This is a genomic window from Methanolobus psychrotolerans, assembly GCF_002243045.1.
In the GTDB taxonomy this organism is placed as follows: Archaea; Halobacteriota; Methanosarcinia; order Methanosarcinales; family Methanosarcinaceae; genus Methanolobus; species Methanolobus psychrotolerans.
Genome location: NZ_MBKP01000012.1, coordinates 16,244 through 41,991, shown reverse-complemented (window position 1 = coordinate 41,991; position 25,748 = coordinate 16,244). Strand labels below are relative to the sequence as shown.

The following is a 25,748-nucleotide window of genomic DNA, read 5'->3' as shown; positions in this document are numbered from 1 at the left end:
TCATTTTTTAACATTTAACCTTGAATATCTCCACAACTTTCTCCGAAACTGCTCTTGCTTCTTCTTCTTCTCCTCCGCCATATACTGTGATCTCTAAGAAAGCGTTCGAGATTCGGACAAGATAACCATGATGACTGCCATATTTATCAGAAATGACAGTGGCCTCATCTCCGATTCCTGATATTCTTGTTCCGTTGCTTTTCTGATCTCTGTAATCAAAGTAGGTTTTAGCACCATCGACTTCATTGAAGACAAAAACTTCAAGATTAATGAAACTCATTGTAGTTCCATTATCCATTTTTCTCAATAGTAACACATAACCATCTTTCACATCAGATTCTTTAAGCTCAGTTGCCATTTCCAGCAAACGTTCTTTGTCTTGTTCTGCTTCTTCAGGATTGTATGCTACTTCTTCAACTTGATACGCAAATTCCTCAAAAAACCCCACTGGGTCATTCATATAGTAGTAATTTTCCTCTTCCCACCCCTCACTTATTTCGCTTGCGTTTATCTTCAGTTGTCTTGAATCAGTAATTGTTGAATCTCTACTTCCATGATGCGATATATTTTTTAGAGCATTCGTTACAGCCATTTTTATGTCCTCATTTCCATCATTTTGCAGTTGCTTGAGAGGCCCTATTGCTCTTTCATCTCCAATTTTCCCAAGGGCTTCTGCTGTATTGCATGTAAGTTGAATGCGGTCTCCTTATGTCATTGCTATTTTGCCGCCAGCTCCTAATTCCAGGGTTTGCGCTTGTCTATACGCATATTCGTTCTGTAATACAATGATCAACGTTTCAACTGCTCTTTCGTCCCCTATTCTGCCAAGAGTTTTCGCAGCACCCATTCTGGCAATCGTCGCTTCATTTTCATCAGACAGGACTTCAATAAGAGGTTCTACTGCGGGCTCTCCAATTTCAACAAGGCCCTCTTCTGCGGTGGTTCTTGTATTTGCGTCCATGTCATCCAGATCCCGAATGAGGGATTCTACAGTTGGTTCCCCTATGCAGCCAGAGCAAAGGCTCAGGATTACTATAAATAAAAAAACAAACTTGAGTTTATTTGTGTTGTTGAGATTGTTACGTTTCATCATAGCCATTCCTGGTTTAAAACGTTCACAAATTTTCCAGCCATTCCCCTTTTTTGACAATCGTAGTTGAGAGAGGATAGAAACCTCCGAAGCCGTTTGTTGGCCATACTCCAAGTTCCATCATCTCCTCTTCTGACATATCATTTGTATTCGGAGGCGTCTCTATGATAAATCTCCATCCGTACAGCTCTTCAGGTCCGCCAGTGTTACTCCATCCGTCAGCTGTCATATCGATATCAAAAACAATAGTCTGGTTGTTGCCAGCTACAACAAACCATTTGTAAAGGTAGTCCAGAGGGTACTTGATCTTTGCTGGCAAAGATATTGTCAAAGACTCTGTTTCCCTCCCTCTCTCGTCTTTCCAATACCTTGATGAAATGCTAGCATTATCAGACAGAACCTCTACATTTTTTCCGGTACTGTCATACGATAGGTAGAAGCTTTCAGCACTATTCACTTTTCTAATTTTCAGTTGATACTCCATTGCAGGTCTTCGAGTGGAACTGGAAGAAGTACCAATGTTCTGATTTCCCTCTATCCTGTAATCATACACCAATCCGTCATAATGGTGAGCACCCGGCCAGACATTTATTGTCATTGACGATTCAAAAGAGGCTCCTTCCTCTTCTTTATAGACATTGTCTTTAAGTATCAGTAGATTGGAACTTTGATTAAAATAGGCGAAGTTCTCATCATCTCCATTGGTAACATTCTTATTGTCCAGATCTATGTAGAATCTGTAAACAGTCCCGTTGACAATTCTGGGTTCTCTTGCATACTTGAATTTTTGAAGATGGAATCCAACAATGTAAATGTACTCTACAATACTCTCATTGTGGATTATCTCATAAGCTCTAAAACTGGTGTTTTCACTTAGTAAGTCCTGCACATTCTGGTCTTGGACAAATATCATTTCAGACTTTGCTTGCAGGCTCTGTATGTATTCCATCTGTTGCTCTGTCTCATTTGTCATGCGTGCGTTCTCTCTTTCAATGGCCTGTTCTTGTGCTTCATTTATAACATAAATGCCTGCTAGCAGTAGAAGTATCAGAGCAAGAGCTAGAATCCAATGTTTTTGTTTCATACTAATAATATCTCAACTTCATGCATTTTCCAGCCATTCCCCTTTTTTGACAATTGTAGTTGAGAGTGGATAGAAATTCCCAAAACCGTTTGTTGGCCATACCCCAAGTTCCATCATCTCCTCTTCTGACATATCATTAGTATTCGGAGGTGTCTCTATGATGAATCTCCATCCGCACAATTCCTTAGGTTCGGCATTGTTGATCCATCCATCAACTGTCATATCGATATCAAAAACAATGGTCTGGTTAGTGCCACTTCCGACATTCCATCTATAATACCAGTCGATAGGATAGCTAACTTTTCCCGGCAAGGACATTGTCAGAGTATTTACTTCCCTTTTTCTCTCATCTTTCCAATATTTAGCTGAAAGGCTATTGTTACCAGATAGGATGCGTACATTGTCTCCGGTCGTATCAAGTGGAAGATATATACTATCCGTATCATCCATTTTTTTGATTTGTAGTTGATACTCCATTGCGGGTCTTTTAGTGGAACTGGAAGAAGTATCAATGTTCTGATGTCCTACTATCTTGTAATCATACACCAATCTGTCATAATGGTGAACACCCGGCCACACAAATGTGATCATGGACGAATCAAAAGTTATCCCATCCTTTTCTTTATGAAAATCGTTTTTAAGTATCAGTACATGAGAACTTTGGTTAAAAGAAACAAATGTCTCATCATTTTGATTGATGACATTCTTATTGTTCAGATTGATGTAGAATTTGTAAACAGTCCCGTTAACCATTCTGGGTTCTCTTGCATATTTGAATTTTTGAAGATGAAATCCAGTGATGTAAATGTATTCTATCAAACTATCATTGTGGATTATTTCATAGACTCTAAAATTGGTGTTCTCATCCAGAAGATTTTGTACATCCTGATCCTGAGTGAAGATTCTCTCTGATTCCGCTTGCAGGTTCTTTATGTACTCCATCTGTTGCTTTGTTTCATTTGCAATGCGTGCGTTCTCTCTTGCAGTTTCTTGCTCGTAGGCTTCATTTACAAAATGAATACTTGCCAGTAGAAGTAGCATCAATAAAAAAAAGTAAAGAAAATATTTCATGTTGTAAATCCCAAAATCAAACATCACCTAGTTTTTTAGTGTACCTTGCAATTTTACTTGATTCTATTTTTGCTTCAGGATTAGTTATAACATAGAGTGGTTTTCCTGACTTTTTACAGTTATTTATCACTTCAGAAGGCAAGCGGAATTCTTGAGAGCGTTTATCTATTTCATTGACAGGAACTTCTATTAATCCATATATCTCTTTTTCTTTAGCAGTCATAGTCTCACCCGGAGGAGGTGTTGGAATAGTCCATACGGTTGTATCACGAATACCAATCAGTTGTCCTGGATTTGGCGGATTAAGAAATTCATAACCTTCAAAACTATATTTCAATCTAAATCTAATATACTCATTACTCTTAGCTAGCATTGTCCAACAATACCAGCAACTACTTTCTGGAGAAAAAGCACCATTATATGGGTATTCATAGTAATAATACTCTCCCAGTTGCTCCTCTGTTCCAGCATTTAAATCATCAGGTTCTCCTCTTAATTCATTTATAATGTTAGATACAGACATTAAAAAGCCTAGATATTTATTCATTTGACCTATCCCTAATTCAATGAGGTCTTCTAGAATTTCATACACTGATGCATAACTGGGCTGACTGCCACCATATGGGAATGCTCCAAAATTATTATTAACAGGAAGTTGACCGAATTCGAATGCAGAATCACCACTTACTACTTTATCAAGCTCTATTTTACTATAGTAGGAACCCCAATTCATGACATAAGGAGGCATTCCTGATTTTAATGCTACTTTTCCTAGCGATTCAAGTCTGCAGTCATAAAGCCATTTTTGAATGCTTTCATGCCATACGCCACTATATACTTTTACTTCAAGAGCTGCATAAACATCAATACAATCTCCATATGTCGTATTTATCATTATTGTGTCATGATGCGGAGGAACATCGCTCCATTCTCCCCAATCGTTCCAGTTTCCCCAACTAATCCATCCCATATTTATACCTCCATATATCCTTCTTGAATCAGATGTTGTGGTAAAACCCATCCGTTGCAAAATATTATGTTATTGTCTGTAGTGATTGTATCCAGATTCATGAATTCATGCTTGATCCAGTATTTATTGTTGAAAGCTTCATAGCGGCAGCCATCTTTTCCCAAGTGAGTGCCAATATTTGCTGTTTTTACAAGGGAGTAAATTTCATTTTTGTCTGTCGATGCTGATGCCTTTGGGAATCTAACCAAATTGTCAATGTATACTGACGGTTTGTAACAGATAACGGGCTTGTCCGGTCTGAAAGAAAATTTCATCTCGTCGTTGTTACAATCACCGATTATTGCAAAATCATAATCTTCTTCTTTGTAGGCATTGTAGAATTCGGGATAGTCATAATCGTACCATTTCAAATTTGGATACATATTGCAGAACTCAGCAGGAATTGCTCCGACAGCTATGACCTTTTTGTCACTTTTTGGAAGCACCATCTTTGGTTCAACTCCGTCATAGACGAAATCATCAATATTGTGGATCATAAAATTGGAATCTACAGAAGCGCAGTTCATTTTCTCGGGTGATTTGGTTATGACGGGTTTTACGTTTCTGTTCCGGACGACATCTAAAAAAGGGAGATTTTTATATTTTTTAGCAAGATTCCCCTCCCAATCCTCACTCATGTCATAAGGCATTAGTTCATTTATATTATCAAACAGACTAATCCTTGCGGCTGATATCGGAAATACGTAAGCTGAACTTACTTCCAGAATGAATATATCATATCTGTATGGCAGCCACTTTTCAAGTGCTTCTTTACTTCTTGTGGCTTCAATCGGAATGCTGAAATGATCATGCGTGTACTTAAGGTATTTTCCTGTATCCTGATAGCCTTTGGTGATAGATTGCAGACATGCAACCTTCAGTCCTTGCAATTCAAAATAATTTTTCATGGATATTGCAGTAGTTGTTTTCCCGGCATTGGGGATTGATGCCAAAACATAAATCCTGCTTTTGGTGGTTCCGGTTTTTGCAAGATCCAGAGCATCTACGATTTTTGCTTTATATGTTCCCATGCATGCGGCAGCCCCTGCAGCGCCGACTGCTTTCAGGAACGTACGTCTGTTCATCTTTAAACAATCCGGATCTTCTTCACAGACCTTTACATCTTGATTTTATTCATAGACTAAACTCCTACAGCATGTTTCAAATTGGTCCCTTGGTTTTACATTTCTGATATTGTCCCAAAAAAGAACATCATTGATTTTTTGCGGGTATTTCCCGATCACTTGTTGATTCCGGGAACAGTCCCAGTAAGTGCCATCAGTCAGAACAGAAATTCCGAGTATTCCAGCACAACATCCTTTTTCGATGTAGACATTTGGAAGGTATATCCCTTCTTTCTCCGCTCTTTTTGCTGCATATTCCCTTATATCCAACCATTCTTTGAATGTGATCGGTTGTAAGAAATCGTAGTTGAGGGGCTGGTAAATGTTGCAGTTTAGAGTCGACGCCCCAGTTTCAATGCAAAGATCGATTACATGATCTATACAATCTTTGTTCAGTTGACTGATCGTAAATCCAATACTATGTCTGATTCCATGTTCATCCAGTAGTTTCAAAGCTTTTACAGCATCTTTGTAATTGTCATTGCCACGGATTGAGTTATGAATTTCTTCATTTCCGTCGATGCTCACCTGGATTCCATCGTTCTTTTTAAATGTAGTTATGTATTTTGGGACTAGAATTCCATTTGTGCTCAAACATATTGAACCATTGTGTTCTCTGACTATATTGCATACTTTCTCAAATTCAGGGTGAAGTAAAGGATCTCCACCACTAAGAATTATGTTGTTAAATGGTAATGGAAAATCGCTTTGCAAAAAATCTTTGCAGATTGATTCTATCATACTCAATGGCATGAAGTTTTCTTCTTTTTTCAAATAGCAATGTTTGCAATCTAACTGACAGAAGTCTACAATATGGATGTCTAAAAAATTATGTGGCATAATTAATTTCCTTTTTTAAAAAAAAATATTTCAATATTGTATATAAGTGTTTCTAAATAACTTAGTTATGTTATCAATAATAAGTATTTAAATAATTAATATGGTGAATGTATATGTTCTTTTTAGGAAATATATCTAAGACTTTGTTGGTTTGTGTACGATTCGTAAAAATATTAGTGTTATTTCAAAAAACAGTACTAGTGGCAAGGATATCATAATCTGACTAATAACATCAGGGGGTGTGACCAACGCTCCTGATACAAGAAATAGAATGTAAATATGTTTTCTATAATGGATAAGATCACAAAGTTTTATTAATCCACTTTTAGTTAAAAATGTTAAAACAATGGGAAGTTCAAAGATTAATCCAAAAACAATAGTTGCTAGAAATACAAAAGAAACAAAATTGAAAATTGAATAAGTAGCAATAGCTCCTGAAGAAACAGCATCTATATACAGATACTTGATAAACAACGGAAGCAAAATAAAATAGGCATAGGATGCACCCAGTAAAAACATAAAGATAGAAGTTAAAACCAAAACAACACTCCAGAATCTACTAATAGGAATATTTTTGATAATTTGTTTTTTCAAAATAATCTTCAAGGTATAATACGCAAGAATAGGAATCATAAGGATTGACGCTAATATTAATGCTATTTTTATTTTTAGCATAATCACTTCAATGGGGCTGATATATACAATTTTGGCTCCTTCAGGTAAAAGATCAATTTTGGCTCTTTTTATTGGTAAATCAGCAATTTGAAATGAAAAAATAGTAAAAGTAAAGAAACAGATTAAGAAATGAATCATTCTTTTCCTTATTTCTATTACCAGTGGGTATGCATTTTCAATAAAATTTGCCATAAAATCACTTTATTTCTATCTTCAATAACTTTATATCTCATGTGTTCTATTGGATAATAGTACTTATCTTTATCGATAATGTATATCAGTAATATCAACATTTAATTAATCTATAAAGATTATATTTATAGATGCAAAGAGCAACTTGAAAACAAAATAGAAGATGATCTCTTCAAAAAAGATAGCAAAATCACACATGTCAGATATTGCATATAATCTACTAAATGATGTTCAACGGCCTATAAATGAGCATCTAGATGAATTTAGTAAAAGAATACTATTTTTTTTGAGAGTGTTGTTTCTTTTTGTAATGCTCTTGTATCCATTTTCAGGTTCTATCATTCAGATTATATGGAAGGAGTTGGTGCCATTTGATTCTCAAATGTCAATATATTCCCCTTTAGAATGGATTTTTTTGAGATTCAAAGTATCTTTTCTTTTTGCAGGTGCTTTATATTTTCCATTATTATTGTATGAATCTTTTAAATTTATGGAAAGTGGTCTTTACTCGCATGAAAGAATATTTTTAATCAAAGTTGTTCCATGTTCTTTGATTCTTTTTGTTTGTGGGACGGCAATTGCATATTGTTTAATAATTCCACATGCCCTTCAATATTTTATATTCACTTCTGATGAATTGGCAAGTTCGCAAATCTCTTGCCAAAAAACATTTTCTGCAATAACAAACCTAATATTTGGTTTTGGTTTTACTTTTCAGCTTCCACTTTTGATTTTTTTCTCAATAAAAATGGGTTTAGTGGAGTTAGAATGGCTTAGAAAATCACGTTTTTTTATGTATACATTTCTTGGTAGTCTAACCTTTTTTATCTCTCCTGATCCAACTTTTATGTCTCAATTGATTCTATCAATGTTATTTGTTATTTTGTTTGAAGCAAGCCTGCTATTATTTAAAATATTTCAATTTTAAATCAGAAAATTTATCTACTATGCGAAATTATGGTGGTTGAGTGTTTATGTTTGGAACGATTGAATTTATACTAATTGGAGTGGCCTTAATGATTCTTTTTGGTCCAGATAAATTGCCAGATTTTGCAAAATCACTTGGTGGAGCAATAGGTGAATTCAAAAAAGCTCAAAATATTAAAATGAATGGTATAGATGATTTATCTTCAAAAAATAATTATCCAGGAGTTGATACTGAAACTAAAGTCAAAGATAAAATCTCAAGTACTGACAATAATGAATGATTGACATTTTGTTGTTATGACTTTAAACTAAAGTCAAAATGCATAATACTAGAAACAAACGATAATATTAATTTTGTAGGAGTGTTAGATTAATGATTGGTGGTTTTGGACCTACTGAACTTTTAGTTATATTTGCAGCGATATTTTTGTTATTTGGTGCAAGCAAATTACCGGAACTTGCAAACTCAATGGGGAAATCGATGGGTGAATTTAGAAAAGCTCAACGTGAATCTGAGCTTTCTCTAAAAGATTATGAAAATTCTTTAGAACACATCCGTGAAGAAGAGAAAAAGCTAAAGGATAATTTAAAGTTAGAGCCAATTGAAGTTGACACAAAAGAAAAGCATACAACGAACTAGTAGTTCAGCTTAGTCTTAGGCACTTTTTTTAGCAATAATAATTCAAAAATTATGATATAACCTTGGTAAAGGGTGCCAAGGTTAATTTATAATTTTCATTACCTTTAATCATACATGTTTAACAACACACCTTGACAGCCCCATAATCTCAACCATATCACTGTTATCAGGGCTCTGCACTATCATTTGTCCTTTCTTCAGGTATGGGATACGCTTTTCAAACTCTTTTTTGACCTTCATAGTATTGATGGCCGCATCGTTGCTCAGGTTAAGGATGATGCGTGTGTTTATCTGCTTGAAAACCGTGTCATCGATATCCTGTGGGTCCTGGGTGATAAGGAAGAGTCCCAGTCCTTCCTTTCTTCCCTGACGTGCAGCATCTGCGAACTTGGAGATGAGCCGCCTTGAATGCTCACCACCTGCCTTTGCAAGATAGCGATGTGCTTCATCAAGTCCCAGAATGATGGGTGTTTCCTTTACAGCCGCCTCGCCGGAGGTGTTCAGTTTGTTATCCACTATCAGGCTCATCAAAGTGAGGGTTATGATATCGCGTATGCGTGAGTTGGTTATATACTCCGTTGGGAACACGCTGACCTGCCCGGGCCTGAATATCTGCACCATTACCTCGGTTATTGGTCTTGCAGGCTGGTCGAAGACCCTTGCAAGAGCCCGGTTCTTCACCCTGCGTGCGATACCGTCATAGGATGCTTCATGTATCTTGCCGCTCTCCACATAATTGTCTCTTGTGGCATCATCACCAATGAAGTCTATGAAACCACTGTATGTGTGCTGACCGCCTTTCTTGAAATAATCATCAAGCAGAACGTCAACTCCTACATATTGCAGTTCTGTCATACCCACAGGTGCGATGAGCCATGAATTGTTGCGTACCATCTCAAAAGGTATGGTGAACTCTATCTGTTCAGCCCTTGACCTGCCTGTGTAGCCCTCACCCTCTACTTTTGCCACAAAGGTCTTGGTGTTCTTACATGCACCGAAATTGACCTTCTCTGCACTGAACCTGAAGTCATCGTCATCCGTGATCTCCGGATTATCCTCAAATATCTGTGAATACTCATCTTGCGGGTCCATGATCACAAGACATGGATTCCTTTTCTCTTCGGAGCCCCGAAGGTTGTAACGGTTGCTCTCATTCATGAACTGGCGCAGAATATTCTTTGTAAGGAAGGTCTTTCCCGTACCTGTGCTTCCGCAGACCAGCATATGCCTGAATATCAGGGGGTCGCCCATTGAGTAATCGTTCCTCAGGTAATATGGGACCGTAGGTGGGACTGCATGTGTTCTGACCAGCTCTCCGCCAACACTCAGGTGTCCAAGAAAAATACCTTCTTCAGGAATGTTCAGACCTGTCTGTATCTTCTTCTTCTCTGTAACAGGCAGGATGGGAGTATTAGGGCGGGGTATCCTGTCACTCATTCTCCTGGAAAGTACTCCTTTTTTGTCTTTTGGTTCGTAGAGGATACAGATCGGGTCAAGGTAAGCCAGGAACTTGTAATCCACCTCATCAGTGGTATTGGATTGCAGCATCCTGCGGGAGTGGATCTCGGTTGCGTCATCCACCGCAAACTCCTGCAGGTACTGGAGTTTCCATATCCTTGCAAACAGGTCCTCGTCCCCGTATGGCACCATGACATATGTTCCAAGTCTCACTTTCTGGCGGTGGGATGTGGTGATGTAACCGGTTATTCTTGCCCCGGATTCAGTTATCTCCAGGGGGTCTATGCCTGTGGTAATAATGCCGAAGGCTTCATCTGAAACACCGTTTGGCCGGTTCTGCGTTTTTTGCATGATAACTGTCTCAGGTTCAAAATTCTCAAATAATTCCTCTGTCGCATCACCGGTCACAGAACTCTCACTTTTAAGTCCTTCATTAACCCTGTCTTTTGCCTCGTTCCTGTCTTTCACAAAAGAAAGTATATCCTCATCTCTCATCCTTTTCATCCCACCTTGTATCGTTATATGTAGTATCAATTTTTGAATTCCTGAACCTGTCGATGATATGCCGTCTTTCAGACACTGGTATCTTTGCTATGGAATCTGCCTTTGACAGAGTCTTTGGTATGCCATCTAATGCCAGGTCGTAGAGCACTTTCCGAGTTATCCGGTTCCTTAGTTCCTCATTCTTTACCAGTCCGTAAGGTGATTCAATTTTGAAAATAGTGTTCAGTTTTGGGACATATGCCATAAAGAAACTGAGGGCATAATCCTCTGCCTCAAATTTCCCGTTGGCAAGTTCCGAAACCAGGGGAGAAGTGGACTTGAGCATTTTCTCGTAGAACTGGTTTGGCTGCACGAACCAGTTTGTGTATGTTATATACTTATCAGCCTCTCTTTTCTTAATTCCTGATCTTTCAAGGGACAATGCGTTTTTGAAGAACTGGGCATCCACAAGCCAGGGTAGATCAATTCCAGGGTCATTTTTTTTAAGCGCCAGCATTATCTGCATGTCCTCGGGGTTCTTGACAAAACCCACAATAGGTTTCATGTTACTGATATGATGATCCATTATGTCAATATAATTCTGGATTATTTTCTTGCTGCTGTCGTCTGTACTGATGTCCACATCATCTGAATTGACCACCATCCAGTACATGACCCTTTTCGGGTAGATGGGCCCATCCATTATGAAAAAGTCCTCATTTGCAATGCTGTCAAGCATCCATAGTATATGCTCTGACTCAGAAAGATAGAGGGATACATCGTGGAGGATATCTGTGACCTTCTTTTTCAGGGAACCGGGTTGGATACGGATTATTTTTTTCCTTCCCGAACCGTTGTCAAATAGTTCCCAGTCTTTACTGGTATGTATGTATACCCTGTTGCTTGCTGTGTAAGCTGCCGCCACTATGGTTCTTTTGCTGTGGATCTCAATATCAGTAGGCGTACATGCCATTGCACAGTGACAGAAATCAATGTAAAGACCGTTATCGAATGTCTTTGCGGTTGTACTGCCGCTGTCACATGAGTATGTTTTAGGGTAAGGGTTTTCAGAGCGTATCATTTTCTCGATACTTGCTTTTCCACGTCTGACAGGTCCTATGGATTGTAGCACCGTCTTCCCGTTGTATTCCAGTTTCCTGAGCCTGTCGAGAATATTCATTACTTTTTCCGCATCGTCGCATTCACCGTCATCTTTTTTGAAACAGCTGTCAATGCGATCGACTATCTCATGTATCTCTTTTATGTGAACCGGCTCAAGGGTCATGGAGTAGAATAGTATCTTAATGATAATATTATTTTGGATTGAACTCTGTTTATTTTGCATTCTGTTTTTTGTTAAAATCAATTTAATTTTGTCTTTAAAATTAAATCGAAAGTTAAATAAGGGGAAGAAGGTCATGTTTCTTATTGCAAGTTAAATAAAATTGATTAAAGCTAAACTCTATTTTCTGAAAACCCTTATATAGTAACCATAATAAGAACTATAGCAATATATAAAGGTCTTCAGTAGCCTGTATCCTGAAGTTATGTTAGTACTTATAGTTTTTATTTAAGAGGTTGTAGCTATGCAAAGTTATGAGATATTCCTGATATTAATGGCAGTTTACCTGCTTGGGCTGATAGGTATAGGATTGTATTTTACAAAACGTCAGAAATCAGTAACCGACTTCTGGCTTGGGGGCCGTAGGATCAGTGCTCTTGGTATTGGTTTCTCTGCGGCTTCATCGTGGATGACTGCGGGTGGCATATTAGCGGTTATCGGTTTTTATATGCTGCTTGGAATGGGGTCCATATGGGGCTTTGTAGCTCCCAACATCCTTGCATTGTTGCTTATCGCTTTGTTTGTTGGCAAGATCAAGCACCTGCCCGCAATCACACAGCCTGAATTGCTGGAACAGAGGTATAGCAGTGCCCTGCGAGGTCCTGTTGCGGTTATCATTGCAATTGTAATGGCTCTATTTGCAGTTGCTGACATCAAAGGTTTGTCACTTGTGCTGGAAATATTCTTCGGTCTCCCATCGATCTATGCAGCAGCCATTGTGGCCCTTGCAATCTCTGCCTATGTGACACTTGGAGGTTTCTCAGCGGTCATATGGACTGATATGATACAGTTCCTCATGCTTGCAACTTTTTCAATTGTAATTGCATTTGTTGTTGTTACCGCAGCAACGACTGGTTCTGCCGAGGTCCCAGCCATCAGTTCTTCCGAACTTTTTGGTAATGTTCCTTCTGGATGGTGGAATCCCTTCATAGTCGGTCTTCCTGCCGTGATGATAGCCATCTTTGCCATTATACCTGGGTGGATCACAGAACAGGATCCTTGGCAGAGGATATGGGCAGCAAAGGATGAAAGATCTGCAAGAAATGGTATGATCCTCGGTTCCTTTCTGATCTTTCTGATCTTTGGTGTTGTATGTACCGTTATAGCCATTGGTCTTAGTCACCTGTATCCATCCATACCGGCTTCTTTTGCAGATATCGGAATGGGTGCAATGGCCCAGGCAGAACCTGCATTGCTGGTATTTATAGTGGAGAACCTCTCACCACTTGCACTGGGTCTCTGTGCTGTGGGTCTTGCAGCAGCAGCTATGTCCTCAGCAGATACATTTGCAACATCAGGTGGTTCATGTCTATCTCGTGACATATACCAGAGATACATAAAACCTGACGCAACAATGAAGCAAATGATGACGATCAACAGGATCAGTGTGCTGATAATTGTTGCACTTGCAACGGTACTTTCGTTCTATATCAATAGCATCATCGATGTCATCCACATTGCAACATTCATTGCCAGTGCCTCCTACTTCTTCCCTCTGATGGGTGGTCTGTACTGGAAACGTGCAACCAAAGAAGGTGCTCTTGCAGGACTTGTTGTAGGTGCCATCACACAGATAGGGCTGACAATTGTTGATCTTGCAAACACTCCGGCATTTGCACCTGCTTACCTGGATACTATTCATCCAGTGCTTTCAAACCACGGCGTTATTGTAGGAATGCTTCTTAGCGGAATAGCCTTTTTTGGTGTATCCCTCGCAACAAAACCATCTGGTACTGTAAACCTGGCTCCTTTCTTTGCGGATGAAGCAGAGAAGCTCGAAAAAGAAGTCATGGTAGTTAGTGAGTCTGATCCAGATTACAAGAAACTTCTTACAACTCTTGAAAAGGAGGTTACAGGAGACCGTGCAATCGTGAAACTGAATTTGGAGGCATCTGCAACTATTAACTGGGGCAGGTTCGTAAATGAGCTGAAATCAATTCACCCTTCATGGGTAACACCAACAGGCAGGGATTCTGTCTACAGGCTGACAAAGGCTGATATGCTTGCCTGTGTTTCACTTACCCGTGGACATAATGAAAAGGAGATATGGTTTGCATCAGAGCCACTAGCAGCTGATCTGGACCTAAGCACAAAGGAGTTCCTGGTTGCTTTCAAGCAGGTTGCAGAAGCACTTAGCAACATTGGTTTGTTGTTAACCCTGCCATCTGAACAATAATTGAGTAAATATAATTCCATGCTCCGGCTTAATCTCCGGAGCACTTTTTTGACTATTCCTGTATTGTGTTTTAAAAGAACAGGTATAAGGTATTTATTCACTTCAGATATATTATATACATATAATTTTCAAAAACTATATGTATTGTATGTCGCATATATACTTTTGTGGTAGATATGGAATTGAAAAACCCTATTTTAGATATTGAAATGACTGAAAATAACAGAGAAAAACTTCAATCCTTAAAAGATGGGTTTGAAAAGCTTACTCCGGAGGAAAGGTTTGATGTTGTGGAGCTTCAGAACATAATGCTTCAAAAAGTTTCCAGCCACCGTGAGATGTACGGGATGCCAAAAAGCAACCAGAAAACCGAAAGAGATGCAAATGAAATTATTTCTCATATGTCATCAAGGTCCTTGGATTATTCACAGGCATGCATCAATTATTATGTTTCAAAGATTTCTTCTGCTGTGAAGAAGTAAAACTTGTACTTGTCCCGGTTATTTTTATTATTTCCTTTTTCTGTATTTTTACATTGTTTTTTATGATTAGAGAATACGGAATTTCTCCATCACTCAAAACTTATAAGTGAAATACAGGACAATTATAATGGCATGGCAGAGATTATCTTTGATGATATTGGCAGTTTTCCCCTTCCATCAGGTACGTCCAAAGAATGGATGGCGGGGAAGTTCTCCGGAATGAAAAGCGATGAGGACCTCTTCAGGATCATAAACGAAGCTTTCATGAAAAAGGTCGGGGCCGGTGTAGAGGTACCTACATATCCCCAGTACCAGGATATGAACGAGCAGTTCCTTTCCATCATCAGGGATGTAAATCTGACAGAAGAACCATTCAAAGTAAAACTCTCTGATGCCCGTATCATTGAACTCGAATCCATAGAAAGTGTTGCCAAAACCTACAGGGAAGAGAACGGGGAAAAGCTTGATGTGCGTGTCTGTGTTACCGGTCCCTTAGAGCTTTATCTCAAGGAATTTGGCGGTACCGAATATGTTGATATACTGAACCTGCTTGCAGAAAGTATTGACCGTTTTGTAAAGAACTCACTTTCCAATGCAAAGAACTTCAACATAAGAACAGTTTCTATTGACGAACCCAGTATTGGTATCAATCCTCAGGTCATGTTCTCTGACAGTGACCTTATTAAAGCCATGGACATTGCATGCAGCTCTGCAAACAAAGGTGGCTGTGATGTGGAGATCCATCTTCATTCACCATTGCATTACAAACTTGCCTGCCAGACTGAGAATATCAGTGTCATTGGTGTTGAGTCAGCAGCAACTCCATCCTATCTTGATCTTATTGATAAAAAAATCCTTGAAGATGCTGATTCCTACCTGAGGGTGGGAATCGCAAGGACAGATGTCTTCAACCTTGTCTCTGAGATAAACGACAAATACAATACCAATGTCTGGAAAGAAACCAAGTATTTCCCCGAAATTATCAACGAGATGGAAACACCGTCAGTTATCTCGAAGAGGCTTTCAAATGCATACTCTATGTTTGATGAAAGTATAAAATATGCAGGTCCGGATTGCGGCTTGGGTTCATGGCCATCCCAGGAGATAGCATCACAGTTACTGAGTAATGTGGCAAAGGGTATGGCTGATTTTAAGAAGGGCCTGTGAATCCATTATTTTTATTTTATTCTGGATCTATTAGTGATGCCAGGCCATTATCAATCATTTCCATCGTTTTGTCAACAATTCCCAGTGTCACATATGTTTCAATATATGCTGCAATAAGCAGCAGCAGAACGACAAGGGCAAGCATTTTCCAGATATATCCTGACAGGATGTAATTCTTTGTTGTATCAAGAGCATATGATACATCTTCCTTCAGGCTCTTGATATCATTTCCATTGAACAGTTCTTTGTCAATTACATCGTGTGCCTGGATGTATGCGAACCTGTATCCAAGAGATGCTGCCACCAAAAGTGTTGGAATCTCTATTATACCATGGGGGAGTATGGAAATGAAAAAGTAGATTACATTATAGAAAAGCCCGAGTGCGATGCCTTTTGTGCCTAAAATCTCAAATCCTGTCATGGCTCCATTAAAAGTAAAGAACGCCAGAAGGATTCCCATTAGGAAACCATTTACCATCAATATTATGAGTGGTACAGTATATGGAAGTATATAAGAAAACATCCTGTATTCATCTTTTCCATAACCGCAATATTGCCAGACAGTATCTTTCATTTCAGGCTCGTTCTTCCCTATGGAAGAGAAATCCTTGTCTGATATAGTTGTTATTTTGATCAGTATCTCATATACCGGCATTATCATTTTTTCAAAAAGAATAGAACAACGGGTGTATATATGATGTCTTGACCGGATGTGAATGTCGCTTATCAGCGCTGATTGCACCAGCATGAAAAGTCCTGTACCAATGATGGCACAGGAAGCGGCTATGCTATTAAAGAAGAATATAGCCCACATCAGGTTTATGTAATTCGAAGTTACAGTTACTTTGGCTGTTGCTGCAGAAGCAGTACTCACGATTGCTTTACTTACAGGTTCCGGTTCAGCAAATATTAACATCAGGATATACGCAGCGATCCCGATAATAAATGCTAAAGCTACTGACCGCATGAATACCTTGACAGACCAGCTCACATCTTTAGCACTGATCTTGAACTGGTCTTTAGTATATTTGTTAGTTTTTGTCATATGAGGCACGTATCTATTTAGTTATTATATATCGATGCATTGAAATAGTTTAGGTATAATATAATTTCATTACTATATTACTGGCTATGTATGGGATGTATTATAAATGCGGATACCTACAGGGATAGAGGGATTTGATGATCTGGTTCAGGGTGGTTTGTTAACAGATAGGGTCTACGTATTAAGCGGTCCTCCAGGAAGCGGAAAAACAACATTCGGAGTTCAGTTTCTGGCTCATGGGGCAGCCACAGGTGAAGTGGGACTATATGTGACCTTACTGGAATGTCCACAGAACATCATCAATGATATGTCAAATTATGCCATGAATGTTCCGACATTGATTAAAATGAAGAAACTCCTGTTTGCAGATCTTGGTCCTCGTATGGAATATGGCTATATGGATGAACTGAGTGAGTTTATTACTACAGATTATAACGTTGGCAAAACTGCTACTGAAAGTGAGGCTCCTTCACCTTCTGTTGTTTTCAAGGAGATTGCAGCTTATGTTTCAGAATATGATGTAAAGCGCTTGGTCATAGATTCAGTATCTGCAATCAGGTTTACTACAAAAGATCTGTCCCTGCAGGAAAAAGAGATGAGCAGGTTCATACGTAATCTTAAGAAACTGGGCTGCACTACATTGCTATTATCTGAAATGACTGATCCGACTGCTTATTCGACAGAGCAGTTTGCCGCTCATGGAGTCATTTTCATGCATAATTTCCTTTATGACAAGACAATGACCCGCGCTATTCAGGTTATTAAGATGCGTGGTACAAGGCATGATTGTAACATGCGCAACGTGTCTTTTACTGAAAAGGGGCTGAAAATAGAAGGCTATCTTGAATGATGGTTGTTTCTTATGGCGAAAATATTCAAGAAGTCAGGCGAGAAAAAAATTCTTCCTGAGGAAGGCAGGGTCCAACTTGCAGACGCCTCCCGCAGGCTGGGGTTTGAAGTAGGTTACCATCGTCACTCGGAGATAGGATGGGTTCAGGAAAAATTATCACAGATATACAGGTTTGCAGAAGAGTATAACCTCAAGGATTTTGTGAAGGAAAATTACAATTATGGTAAAGAGGAAGGTTCTAAATTAAAGGACAGGGATACAAAATCAGGACTTTCCAGGGGAACCACACTAGCTGAACCTGAAAGGTATTCAAACATCTCAATTGAGAAAACAAAAAACGATTCTACAGTTTCAAATACTGGTTCTGGATACAAAAATCATAATATTATATTTTCCGGTTCATCAGATATGATCCGCCAGCCAGGTCTGGTTGATCTGCCTGATAATATTGAAAGAACAAAAGCTATAGAGAGACCCTCTTTTCTGGACGGAGCCAGGCATCTGACTCCAAAAAAGAAATAACCATTCATCACAAAAACATCATAGTTCATAGCCAAAAGCAATGAACCTTTGTTTTCCATCAAGATTTGCCAGAACAAACCTGTCGTCTTTGCTGTAGGCTACTTCTTTTGAGCCGGATAGCTTCAAAATATACTCTTTTCCTGGTTTTGCTCTCTCCATTTTTGCTTCAACCTCTATTATTTCCGTAACCTTTACAGGTGAGGACTGAAGCCCGACATAAAGATGCAACATGTCGGCGACATTGAATTCTTTTGCCAGTGGGGAAAGAGTGCATTTCAGTATGAAATTAGTAGCAACTGTTTCTTCCTGAGAAACCACAAAACCCCTATCTATGTCTTTTGATTGGATGCCCTTGAGTGCAAGTCCTACCCTGGCACCGGCCGGAGCAGATTTGACATCCACGTCATGCATCTGTATGGATCGGATCTCAAGTTCCTTTTTGGCAGGATATGCTATCATTTTATCTTTTGCATTAATGGTTCCCTGTGTTACCACTCCAAGTACTACACACCCGATACCAGTCACATTGAATGACTGGTCTATGACTACACGTGGACGCAGGCCGTCAAGCTTTCTCAGATCTTCATCAGCCTTGTCACCTACTGTGAATATGAGCTCCTTTAACTCTTCCATGCCTTCAAAAGAACTGGTTGATACGGAGATGTAATCCCAGTTCTCAAGTGCAGTGCCTGTTGTTATTTTTCGCAGTTTGGCCTGGAGTTCTTCCTGTGCAAGAGGATATGATGTATCGGATTTTGTGAGAACAACAATTCCGTGCTTGTATTTCATAAGGTCTAGTGCAATGATGCACTCAGCAGATTGTGGGTCAAGTCCTGCGGGAGGAATACATAAAAGTGCAATATCGGAAAGGTTAAGTGCTGTTACCAGTGCTTTAACAGATACCGGATAGCCAGTAGCATCGATGGTTGTGAGTATCCTGTCGTTCTTGGCATAATCGTACATTGTTATGTCTGTAACGTTGCTTCTCTTTCCAAGTTTCCCGGCAAGCGTGGTCTTACCGCTTTTCTCACTTCCGATGATAGTAATCTTTGTCATATGGGCACCCTTTTGTGGTTTACAAATTAATGTATTCAGATATATGTCTTTTTCATGACCACAACTGTCCTTCTAACATTGCAAGTGTCTTATCATTTGTGCTCTTATTTATCTTCCTGATCTTGATGACATACTCGTTCCCCTGTCTTTCAGGCATTTCGAACATAACATAAAGCCCAAGCCTTTCAAGGTACGATTTGAATTTGTAGATAACTTTCTTATCTCTAACCCTTATCTGGAAACTATCAGATATGCGTTCACCGTTTTGGACAGTTTTAATGGTTTCTTTCATCGGGCGAAGTATGCTTTCTCCAAGTCTCTGGCATCTTTTCTGGAATTCATCTTCACTTTCTGCCCATTCATAAGACTGGAATCCTTCGCGTACCACTCTGGAGAAGAGGTAATCTCTTCCCGTTTCATTATAGAATCTGAATGCCTGGTTCAGGTCAGCACAATTACTTTCAGAACATGTGTATTTGATTGGTTGCAATACCATCTCTGGATCTTTGATAACGACACCTTCATGTCCCTTTTTTCCAAGTTCCCTGATAATCTCCGTTATTTTTTCAGGTGCTTCTCCTATGCCTAATTCTCCAAACAGCCTAACCTGGTTAAAACCGTATTGCTCTGCAAGTTCTCTTCTCCTGTTAACCGACAAAGCTTCTCCTGTAGTCTTATATCGCATATCGAAAACAAAGAAGTCCAGGGACTCGATGTCGTAGACGTATTTTTGCACATATGGATTTTCAGGCCCTGCCATCTCTCCATATACAATTATATCTGCGTGTTCTTTGAAAAAATCCCTTTCAAGGAAATTCTGTACTCTTTCTGTAGAATAAGGACAGATGTGGCCGCTGCGGGTAAAAGCAATGAGTTTCCGGTTGTAATCAATAACGCGGACATTATATCCATTCATCTTTTCTTCAACGGCAACAGAACCTATTTCACTGAAGCTCTTCTTTAGTGCCGGTCCAAGAAGCATTGCCCTTTTTATTTTCGGAAAACCTCGTATGAGTTCAAAGGAGCCATGATGATCGATTAGTACAGTCCCATCTTCAAGATGTGGTGCATGCCCTTCAAATCTGTAGATATTATCAAAATCATCCCAGTTATGCTGCAGTTTCCTCTTCTCAATGAGTTCTGCAATTCTGGAAGGCGGGAGTTCCAGAAACTCAGCCGCCTTCTCAATATCAAGTTTTATCTCCGGGTAGTATTTCATCACCGGACACCTGTTTCTTTACTGGACCATTCCTCTGATAATACTCCTTCTTGTAATCAATCCTACCATATGTCCATCAAGGTTCATAACAGGCAGTGCTCCAAGGTTTTGTTCAAGCATTATCTTTGCTGCATCGGTTGTCAGGGTATTCGTGTAAACGGTCTTAACTCCCATTTTCATGATATCCTCAACAATGAGGTTCTTTATGCGCGATTCCTGTTTACCGCCTTCTACCAGGTCACGGAAGGCGCGCATGGCATTTGCAATGTCTTTTTCAGTTACCATTCCAACAAGTTTGTCATCTTCAACGATGGGAATTCTCCCTATATTGTTATCAAGCATCAGTCTCCGGACGTGGCTGACACGGTCTGCCGGGCCTGCAACGATAGGATTCTTTTGCATAATTTCCCCGGCATATCCTTTGAAATTATTGTTCTTGAGTATCTCATTTGGAGTCACCACTCCAAGTATCCGGTCGTTTTCCATGACAACAACCACACCCCCATTCTTCACCATGAGTGTGATAGCGTCGGTCACCTTGGTATCCGGCAACACCTTCACGTAATTATCGGATATTGCTGTTGCCACATGCAGGGAAGAAGCTGGCTTGCTTCCCTTTTTACGTGTCCCGAGTTCCTTTGTAAGGTTTCGCATCGTAAGTATGCCAAGCAGCTTATCATCGTGTTTTACCAGAAGACGCCTTATTCCCTTCTTTTCCATAACATCAAGTGCATGGGAAATGGTGTCTGATTTGTCTATTACCAGTGGTTCTGCCATTATATCCTTTACTTCCATTTTCATTCCTCTGATTTTATTTGATTCTCTGGTTTTCGATGCTCACTGTACTACTTTAAGTATGTCTGTCCTGCTGATAAGTCCAATGATCTTCTCTCCATTAACAACAGGCAGAGCAATCGTATGTTCTGATATCATCATCTTCGCTGCATAGGCTGCTCTATTGTGTATATCTATGGAGGGTGGAAGTTCTGACATGATATCTTCAGCTACAAGGGGGACTTCTTTTATGTAGCGATATTCTTTCTGACCGGCCGGGCTTGAACGCCTGGTCATCTTTATGCTCTTTGATGGAAGGTTTCCTTCGTTGTCTGCCATAAGATTGAATGCTACATTACTTGTTGTGATTATTCCGACAGCTTCATCAGAATCATCGCTGACGATAACACGGTTTGTCTGATTTTCTTCCATCTCATGGATAACATGGTTGATGGTGTGGTGCCTGTGGACAAACACGATCTCCTCTGTCATCACCTCTGAAACTTTCGTGTTCACTTCCTGCTCTGAGAAATACTTCATGATGTCAGTTCCTGTTACTATGCCTACTATTTCCCTGTTCACAACAGCCAGTGCATTTATGCCATTCTCTATCATCAGATTGCTTGCCTGGGCTACAGAAGCCCCCGGGTATATTGTGATAGGGTTTTCATGCATCACCATGCTTACCGGAATCTTGTCAATAGGTCTCCTTCTCCACATGGGTTCAGCCTGTGCAAGTCTTTTTCCAATATCTGTCTTTGTGACAATACCAACCATTTCTTCATTCTTTGCAACTACGAGGGTGCTGATTTTATGCTTTAGCATCAGGTTTCTTGCATATGCTACGGTTTCTTCCGGTGCTATGGTAAAGACCGGTGAACTCATAATGTCTTTAACATTCATGTTGTTCCTCCTTTTGGAAGCTTGAACCTTTATTTGGACCAAGCCTGCAGGATATTTTTTCCTATGTTTATCCATCAAAGAGCCGATCATCGATCAATTAACGAATCGATGTGCTCCTTCTGTTTTTGCTATACTTGTCTATGGACAATGTTTACGTGCTTTCGGAAAACAAAGCCCTCTATAATTTTTTCATTAAAGCCACATATGTGGCGGTCCCCGTCTGTAGTCGGGTTTTCGTTTCCACCTCCTGACAAACTTCTAACATCAACTGATGTGACTATATCTTCAAGTTGCATGTTTACTGCATTTTCAACAGTTAGTCTTCTAAGGCTCATATCTGCCATAATTTTGATGAAATCGTAATTTGTGGCTGCAATATGTTTTGCAGAGTTGTTGAATCTGATCAAAGTTGTCACTGCAACACTCAACAATTCGGGGTCTTTTCTCCGGAATTCCATAGTCCTGTTTTCCAGTTCACTGACCTTATTTCTTATTTTCAACTAAACCACTGCACCCACAACATCACAATATTACATAGGATATCTTCTTAGAATATCCAAATGTTTTGAGAACGACATCCCAGCCTCATGGTAAATTATATCCTTGCCTGTATGCGTAAAATCGCACTTTCAAAACGCAGATAATATACAATGCCTGTCTGCAGTAACAGTGGATCCAGCAAACACAGAACGCCAGGTTTTAATCACCTTTCCCGGTTGTAATTCAGGTGTTGCTTTGAAAGTCGATACATTTCTTCTTTTAAGATATATCGGGACAGACATTTATTTCACCAACTTGAAGTGTCCTTTATCAGGTGACCAGTCAAAAAACTAGTCATAGTAACCTTCTTCCTCTTTACAGTCCTCACACAGCATCAATCCGTTCATAATCATCAGGTTGTCAACAAAAGCTCCACAACGCTGGCATATACCACGTTCAAGCTCCTGTTCCTGGTGAATATTATTCTCATGATGAAGTTCGATCAGGCCTTCCAGAATAGTATTCAGACCCGGAGCAATAGCTAGTAGATCCCTGTCTGTTACCATTCCCACAATTTCTTCCCCTTCCATTACAGCAAGTCTGCGGATGTTGGATTTGACCATCATTTCAGCAGCTTCTATTATATTTGTCGAAGGTTTTATTGCTATAATAGGAGACGACATAATCTCTCTGGCTATCATCTCCGCAGGAAGTACATTCCTGACTACGGTCTTGGTAATAATATCGTGTTCAGTTATGATGCCAACACTATCGCTATCTTCAGTAACGATGATGCTACTTCTATCATTTTCTGCCATCTTTCTTGCAACTTCAAGAACACTGGCAGTGACATCAATGTCAAAAGTATCCTTTGACATTATTTCCTTGACAGACATCTCATTCTGTATCTCCATAATGGAGATGTCGGTTTCCATGCCATCATGAACATTCAAGACCATAAAATGTACCCCAGAAGCCTGGATTAAAGGAAGCGATTATCTATAGTCTACTAACTAAAATGTTAGTTTTATTGTATAAATAGGTGTTCGTGGATTTTTTAATGTGGGTTGCCCATTGCAATTATTAGGCACAAGGTCACTAACGGTGGTAAAAAAACTTGTATCCGGGACAATTTTGAGCGATTACCCGGATACCTTATTGAGCATTAGCTATTTAACGAATCATTATCCTGGTTCGGTTACCTGCACTGAGTTCCACTTCATCATTGAAACCGGATTTGGAAAATGCATCTATAATTTCCACTGCCATATCAATGTCAAGCTGGTCTACTAGAAGAGCATGGTCGCCCCATAATGCAACTCTTATCCTTCCGGTATCATCTGACACATATATATTGGAAACCATGTTCACAGTTCCATCATCACGATTGAACTCCCTTATCTCTCCAAGACCCGATACCTGTCCTGCGACTGAGTATGATTCCCCTGGCACGATATCAGAAATAGGTGTGAAATTCTCCTTATATACAACTTCATCTTCTATCTTCCGGATCGTACTGCGGTTTCCGACCTGCATTTCTACCTGCTGGTTGAAATTATTCTCTCTTGCATATCCGTTGATTATTTCCACAGTATTGTCTATCTGGAGCTCTTTTGTAAGGTCTGCAGTCTCGTCCCAGAGTGTCACTCTTATTTTGCCTGTTTCATCACCAATCAGAACATTTGCAACTTTTCCAGCTCCTCCATCTTTTTTGTTGAATGTCTTGATGTCGGATATATCGAGGATCCTGCCACGGATGTTAAGGTCACCCATTCCACTTTTAATATCTTTGATCTTTTTTGAATCGATGTGGGCTTCAACTTTTTCATCGGTCTCACAGAAAACTCCATTGTTACCGATATTGATTTCAATGCCAGAATACCCTTCCTTCACGTAACCGGCTATCTGGTAATTCTGGCCAATTTCAATATCTCCTGTCTTGGCAAGATCTGCCCTGTCATCCCATAGGGTCAGACGTATAGATCCGGTTTCATCCGCAACGACAACATTTGCAACCCTGCCAATTGTACCATCATTACGGTTGAATTCCTTTGCAGGAAAAACAGACATGATTTTTGCAATGAACTTAACATTGCCACTATTTGGGGTTATGCCTGATATTTTCTGTAACTGGTTTTCTCCGGTGTCACTGACCCCAAGGTCATGAGCCACAAGCATGGCAGCGGTCCTGGTGTCGCAAAGTCCGCTCATTTGCTCCACTTTCTCTTCGACCTTACTTGTAAAATCTTCTTTGCTGATGACGCCGCCGAGTTTTTCATATATGTCGTTGATCTCATCCATAATAATACCCTGAAAACTGAATTGAATCTATTAAATAATCATTCTTCTACATTTCAACTAGTCTAGTATTCTCCTAGATAATTAATCTAACGAAGATGTTTATAAAATCCTGTCATTTTGATATTTTTATAGATTATACCTTGTTTATTGCGTTATTTTAATAAGATATATTAATTATAAGATGTATTTGCAAGATATCATGATCCGTAAATGTAAAGAGCATGGCTATTTCAGGGGAGAAAGCTGCCCTGACTGTGGAGATGAAGGACGTTATGTGCTGGATGATGATCGGGAAGAGAGACTTGGAAGGTTTGTTTCCGGTGCATTAAGACACTTCCCTGAAGATGTGGGCATTGAAATGGACCCCCAGGGATGGGTAGAGGTAGATCAACTCTGCGATGTCATGAAAAAACGCTATAAGTGGGGAACCATGGAGCGTCTGGTATCCCTTGTTGAATCTGACAGAAAGGGACGCTACGAGATAGACAGTGGTTACATAAGGGCAAGATATGGTCACTCAGTAGATGTAGACCTCATATCGGATTACCTTGAAAATGACTTGCCTGACCTATACTACGGTGTTAGTCAGGAAGAAGCAGACATGTTGCTTGACAATGGTATCTTCCCTATCAGGCAGACTTATGTGCATCTTAGCACGTCTTTTGAAAAAGCAAAGGAAGCGGCTTCAATTCATACAGATAACCCTGTTATTATTGAGATAGATGCAAGTGCAGCCCAGCAGGACGGGGTCGATATTGTAACCGTGAATGATTATATTGTCCTTGCAAGAGGTATTCCTCCTGAATATCTCTCAGTTGTAGAATCCGGGGTGTAATCC

Annotated in this window: 27 protein-coding genes; 9 read left to right on the top strand and 18 right to left on the bottom strand. The window is 39.6% G+C overall.

Translation table 11 applies throughout. From position 1 onward, the window contains the following. Positions 1-7: 7 nt before the first annotated feature. The 8 genes from BB781_RS05965 to tatC (BB781_RS05930) all read right to left on the bottom strand — a co-directional run bounded on the left by BB781_RS05965 (position 8) and on the right by tatC (BB781_RS05930) (position 7,085). Complete coding sequence (locus tag BB781_RS05965) at positions 8-592, bottom strand: hypothetical protein (RefSeq protein WP_094227592.1); 585 nt, start codon at positions 590-592, stop codon at positions 8-10. A 114-nt stretch (positions 593-706) separates the two neighbouring features. Further along, positions 707-1,099 carry a HEAT repeat domain-containing protein gene (locus tag BB781_RS05960; RefSeq protein WP_207205249.1) on the bottom strand — a complete coding sequence of 131 codons (393 nt, stop codon included), beginning with the start codon at positions 1,097-1,099 and terminating at the stop codon, positions 707-709. A 16-nt stretch (positions 1,100-1,115) separates the two neighbouring features. Beyond that, complete coding sequence (locus BB781_RS05955) at positions 1,116-2,174, bottom strand: hypothetical protein (protein WP_094227591.1); 1,059 nt, start codon at positions 2,172-2,174, stop codon at positions 1,116-1,118. An 18-nt stretch (positions 2,175-2,192) separates the two neighbouring features. Next, positions 2,193-3,215, bottom strand: a complete 1,023-nt coding sequence (locus BB781_RS05950) for a hypothetical protein (RefSeq protein ID WP_129582644.1) — start codon at positions 3,213-3,215, stop codon at positions 2,193-2,195. A 46-nt stretch (positions 3,216-3,261) separates the two neighbouring features. Then, on the bottom strand, positions 3,262-4,215 hold the full coding sequence (locus tag BB781_RS05945) for a hypothetical protein (protein WP_094227589.1): 954 nt from the start codon (positions 4,213-4,215) through the stop codon (positions 3,262-3,264). A gap of 2 nt (positions 4,216-4,217) precedes the next feature. Continuing rightward, positions 4,218-5,339: a twin-arginine translocation signal domain-containing protein gene (locus tag BB781_RS05940; protein WP_094227588.1), complete on the bottom strand. Its 1,122-nt coding sequence runs from the start codon at positions 5,337-5,339 to the stop codon at positions 4,218-4,220. A gap of 45 nt (positions 5,340-5,384) precedes the next feature. Further along, entirely contained in the window at positions 5,385-6,218 is an 834-nt protein-coding gene (locus BB781_RS05935; RefSeq protein ID WP_094227587.1) for a radical SAM protein, read from the bottom strand. 135 nt (positions 6,219-6,353) lie between these two features. Next, on the bottom strand, positions 6,354-7,085 hold the full coding sequence (gene tatC / locus BB781_RS05930) for a twin-arginine translocase subunit TatC (RefSeq protein ID WP_094227586.1): 732 nt from the start codon (positions 7,083-7,085) through the stop codon (positions 6,354-6,356). Positions 7,086-7,281: 196 nt separating this feature from the next. Here tatC (BB781_RS05930) and tatC (BB781_RS05925) point away from each other — a divergent pair, with 196 nt between their 5' ends. From tatC (BB781_RS05925) to BB781_RS05915, 3 genes are all read left to right on the top strand, one after another. Then, positions 7,282-8,013 carry a twin-arginine translocase subunit TatC gene (gene tatC, locus BB781_RS05925; protein ID WP_164997794.1) on the top strand — a complete coding sequence of 244 codons (732 nt, stop codon included), beginning with the start codon at positions 7,282-7,284 and terminating at the stop codon, positions 8,011-8,013. 46 nt (positions 8,014-8,059) lie between these two features. Next, entirely contained in the window at positions 8,060-8,293 is a 234-nt protein-coding gene (locus BB781_RS05920) for a Sec-independent protein translocase subunit TatA/TatB (RefSeq protein WP_094227584.1), read from the top strand. A gap of 92 nt (positions 8,294-8,385) precedes the next feature. Then, positions 8,386-8,652, top strand: coding sequence for a twin-arginine translocase TatA/TatE family subunit (locus tag BB781_RS05915; RefSeq protein ID WP_094227583.1), 267 nt, complete (start codon positions 8,386-8,388; stop codon positions 8,650-8,652). A 108-nt stretch (positions 8,653-8,760) separates the two neighbouring features. Here BB781_RS05915 and BB781_RS05910 read toward each other — a convergent pair whose 3' ends face one another. Both BB781_RS05910 and BB781_RS05905 read right to left on the bottom strand, forming a co-directional pair. After that, complete coding sequence (locus BB781_RS05910; RefSeq protein WP_394335326.1) at positions 8,761-10,614, bottom strand: ATP-binding protein; 1,854 nt, start codon at positions 10,612-10,614, stop codon at positions 8,761-8,763. After that, the gene (locus tag BB781_RS05905) at positions 10,595-11,938 is read right to left on the bottom strand and encodes a DNA double-strand break repair nuclease NurA (protein ID WP_340637513.1); all 1,344 of its coding nucleotides are present in this window, start codon (positions 11,936-11,938) and stop codon (positions 10,595-10,597) included. The genes BB781_RS05910 and BB781_RS05905 overlap by 20 nt, the downstream gene beginning before the upstream one ends. A 241-nt stretch (positions 11,939-12,179) precedes the next feature. Between BB781_RS05905 and BB781_RS05900 the strand changes: the two genes are divergently transcribed. The 3 genes from BB781_RS05900 (at position 12,180) to BB781_RS05890 (ending at position 15,760) form a co-directional block, all read left to right on the top strand. Beyond that, positions 12,180-14,111 carry a sodium:solute symporter family protein gene (locus BB781_RS05900; protein ID WP_094227580.1) on the top strand — a complete coding sequence of 644 codons (1,932 nt, stop codon included), beginning with the start codon at positions 12,180-12,182 and terminating at the stop codon, positions 14,109-14,111. Between the two features lie 176 nt (positions 14,112-14,287). Continuing rightward, on the top strand, positions 14,288-14,593 hold the full coding sequence (locus BB781_RS05895) for a hypothetical protein (RefSeq protein ID WP_094227579.1): 306 nt from the start codon (positions 14,288-14,290) through the stop codon (positions 14,591-14,593). 132 nt (positions 14,594-14,725) lie between these two features. Further along, a complete protein-coding gene (locus tag BB781_RS05890; protein WP_094227578.1) occupies positions 14,726-15,760 on the top strand; it encodes a methionine synthase in 1,035 nt (344 codons plus the stop codon). 16 nt (positions 15,761-15,776) lie between these two features. Here the strand turns inward: BB781_RS05890 and BB781_RS05885 are convergent, their stop codons facing one another. Next, a complete protein-coding gene (locus BB781_RS05885; RefSeq protein WP_094227577.1) occupies positions 15,777-16,805 on the bottom strand; it encodes a stage II sporulation protein M in 1,029 nt (342 codons plus the stop codon). A 106-nt stretch (positions 16,806-16,911) separates the two neighbouring features. Between BB781_RS05885 and BB781_RS05880 the strand changes: the two genes are divergently transcribed. Next, positions 16,912-17,655, top strand: a complete 744-nt coding sequence (locus tag BB781_RS05880) for an RAD55 family ATPase (protein ID WP_094227576.1) — start codon at positions 16,912-16,914, stop codon at positions 17,653-17,655. Between the two features lie 12 nt (positions 17,656-17,667). Continuing rightward, positions 17,668-18,177: a hypothetical protein gene (locus BB781_RS05875; RefSeq protein WP_094227575.1), complete on the top strand. Its 510-nt coding sequence runs from the start codon at positions 17,668-17,670 to the stop codon at positions 18,175-18,177. Between the two features lie 18 nt (positions 18,178-18,195). Here BB781_RS05875 and BB781_RS05870 read toward each other — a convergent pair whose 3' ends face one another. From BB781_RS05870 to BB781_RS05840, 7 genes are all read right to left on the bottom strand, one after another. Beyond that, the gene (locus BB781_RS05870; RefSeq protein WP_094227574.1) at positions 18,196-19,233 is read right to left on the bottom strand and encodes an EF-Tu/IF-2/RF-3 family GTPase; all 1,038 of its coding nucleotides are present in this window, start codon (positions 19,231-19,233) and stop codon (positions 18,196-18,198) included. 52 nt (positions 19,234-19,285) lie between these two features. Further along, the gene (locus tag BB781_RS05865; protein WP_094227573.1) at positions 19,286-20,452 is read right to left on the bottom strand and encodes an RNA ligase; all 1,167 of its coding nucleotides are present in this window, start codon (positions 20,450-20,452) and stop codon (positions 19,286-19,288) included. An 18-nt stretch (positions 20,453-20,470) separates the two neighbouring features. Next, positions 20,471-21,247, bottom strand: coding sequence for a CBS domain-containing protein (locus BB781_RS05860; RefSeq protein WP_207205248.1), 777 nt, complete (start codon positions 21,245-21,247; stop codon positions 20,471-20,473). Between the two features lie 42 nt (positions 21,248-21,289). Then, positions 21,290-22,129, bottom strand: coding sequence for a CBS domain-containing protein (locus BB781_RS05855; protein WP_094227656.1), 840 nt, complete (start codon positions 22,127-22,129; stop codon positions 21,290-21,292). 128 nt (positions 22,130-22,257) lie between these two features. Continuing rightward, positions 22,258-22,629, bottom strand: a complete 372-nt coding sequence (locus tag BB781_RS05850; protein WP_094227571.1) for a hypothetical protein — start codon at positions 22,627-22,629, stop codon at positions 22,258-22,260. Positions 22,630-22,959: 330 nt separating this feature from the next. Continuing rightward, a complete protein-coding gene (locus BB781_RS05845) occupies positions 22,960-23,568 on the bottom strand; it encodes a CBS domain-containing protein (protein WP_164997793.1) in 609 nt (202 codons plus the stop codon). 214 nt (positions 23,569-23,782) lie between these two features. After that, positions 23,783-24,910, bottom strand: a complete 1,128-nt coding sequence (locus BB781_RS05840; protein WP_094227570.1) for an OB-fold nucleic acid binding domain-containing protein — start codon at positions 24,908-24,910, stop codon at positions 23,783-23,785. Between the two features lie 199 nt (positions 24,911-25,109). On the opposite strand from BB781_RS05840, the gene BB781_RS05835 reads away from it, so the two are divergent. Next, the gene (locus BB781_RS05835; RefSeq protein WP_094227569.1) at positions 25,110-25,745 is read left to right on the top strand and encodes an RNA 2'-phosphotransferase; all 636 of its coding nucleotides are present in this window, start codon (positions 25,110-25,112) and stop codon (positions 25,743-25,745) included. The last annotated feature ends 3 nt before the right edge of the window (positions 25,746-25,748 follow it).

Coding starts and splice junctions, on each gene's coding strand:
- BB781_RS05880 (WP_094227576.1), top strand. CDS start 16,912: ATGCGGATACCTACAGGGATAGAGGGATTTGATGATCTGGTTCAGGGT.
- BB781_RS05870 (WP_094227574.1), bottom strand. CDS start 19,233: ATGACAAAGATTACTATCATCGGAAGTGAGAAAAGCGGTAAGACCACG.
- BB781_RS05900 (WP_094227580.1), top strand. CDS start 12,180: ATGCAAAGTTATGAGATATTCCTGATATTAATGGCAGTTTACCTGCTT.
- BB781_RS05910 (WP_394335326.1), bottom strand. CDS start 10,614: ATGAAAAGGATGAGAGATGAGGATATACTTTCTTTTGTGAAAGACAGG.
- BB781_RS05945 (WP_094227589.1), bottom strand. CDS start 4,215: ATGGGATGGATTAGTTGGGGAAACTGGAACGATTGGGGAGAATGGAGC.
- BB781_RS05885 (WP_094227577.1), bottom strand. CDS start 16,805: ATGACAAAAACTAACAAATATACTAAAGACCAGTTCAAGATCAGTGCT.
- BB781_RS05835 (WP_094227569.1), top strand. CDS start 25,110: ATGATCCGTAAATGTAAAGAGCATGGCTATTTCAGGGGAGAAAGCTGC.
- BB781_RS05935 (WP_094227587.1), bottom strand. CDS start 6,218: ATGCCACATAATTTTTTAGACATCCATATTGTAGACTTCTGTCAGTTA.
- BB781_RS05915 (WP_094227583.1), top strand. CDS start 8,386: ATGATTGGTGGTTTTGGACCTACTGAACTTTTAGTTATATTTGCAGCG.
- tatC (WP_164997794.1), top strand. CDS start 7,282: ATGTCAGATATTGCATATAATCTACTAAATGATGTTCAACGGCCTATA.
- BB781_RS05890 (WP_094227578.1), top strand. CDS start 14,726: ATGGCAGAGATTATCTTTGATGATATTGGCAGTTTTCCCCTTCCATCA.
- BB781_RS05950 (WP_129582644.1), bottom strand. CDS start 3,215: ATGCTACTTCTACTGGCAAGTATTCATTTTGTAAATGAAGCCTACGAG.
- BB781_RS05955 (WP_094227591.1), bottom strand. CDS start 2,174: ATGAAACAAAAACATTGGATTCTAGCTCTTGCTCTGATACTTCTACTG.
- BB781_RS05875 (WP_094227575.1), top strand. CDS start 17,668: ATGGCGAAAATATTCAAGAAGTCAGGCGAGAAAAAAATTCTTCCTGAG.
- BB781_RS05855 (WP_094227656.1), bottom strand. CDS start 22,129: ATGAATGTTAAAGACATTATGAGTTCACCGGTCTTTACCATAGCACCG.
- BB781_RS05845 (WP_164997793.1), bottom strand. CDS start 23,568: ATGGTCTTGAATGTTCATGATGGCATGGAAACCGACATCTCCATTATG.
- BB781_RS05905 (WP_340637513.1), bottom strand. CDS start 11,938: ATGCAAAATAAACAGAGTTCAATCCAAAATAATATTATCATTAAGATA.
- BB781_RS05940 (WP_094227588.1), bottom strand. CDS start 5,339: ATGAACAGACGTACGTTCCTGAAAGCAGTCGGCGCTGCAGGGGCTGCC.
- BB781_RS05965 (WP_094227592.1), bottom strand. CDS start 592: ATGGCTGTAACGAATGCTCTAAAAAATATATCGCATCATGGAAGTAGA.
- BB781_RS05840 (WP_094227570.1), bottom strand. CDS start 24,910: ATGGATGAGATCAACGACATATATGAAAAACTCGGCGGCGTCATCAGC.
- tatC (WP_094227586.1), bottom strand. CDS start 7,085: ATGGCAAATTTTATTGAAAATGCATACCCACTGGTAATAGAAATAAGG.
- BB781_RS05860 (WP_207205248.1), bottom strand. CDS start 21,247: ATGGAAGTAAAGGATATAATGGCAGAACCACTGGTAATAGACAAATCA.
- BB781_RS05960 (WP_207205249.1), bottom strand. CDS start 1,099: ATGGCTATGATGAAACGTAACAATCTCAACAACACAAATAAACTCAAG.
- BB781_RS05865 (WP_094227573.1), bottom strand. CDS start 20,452: ATGAAATACTACCCGGAGATAAAACTTGATATTGAGAAGGCGGCTGAG.
- BB781_RS05895 (WP_094227579.1), top strand. CDS start 14,288: ATGGAATTGAAAAACCCTATTTTAGATATTGAAATGACTGAAAATAAC.
- BB781_RS05920 (WP_094227584.1), top strand. CDS start 8,060: ATGTTTGGAACGATTGAATTTATACTAATTGGAGTGGCCTTAATGATT.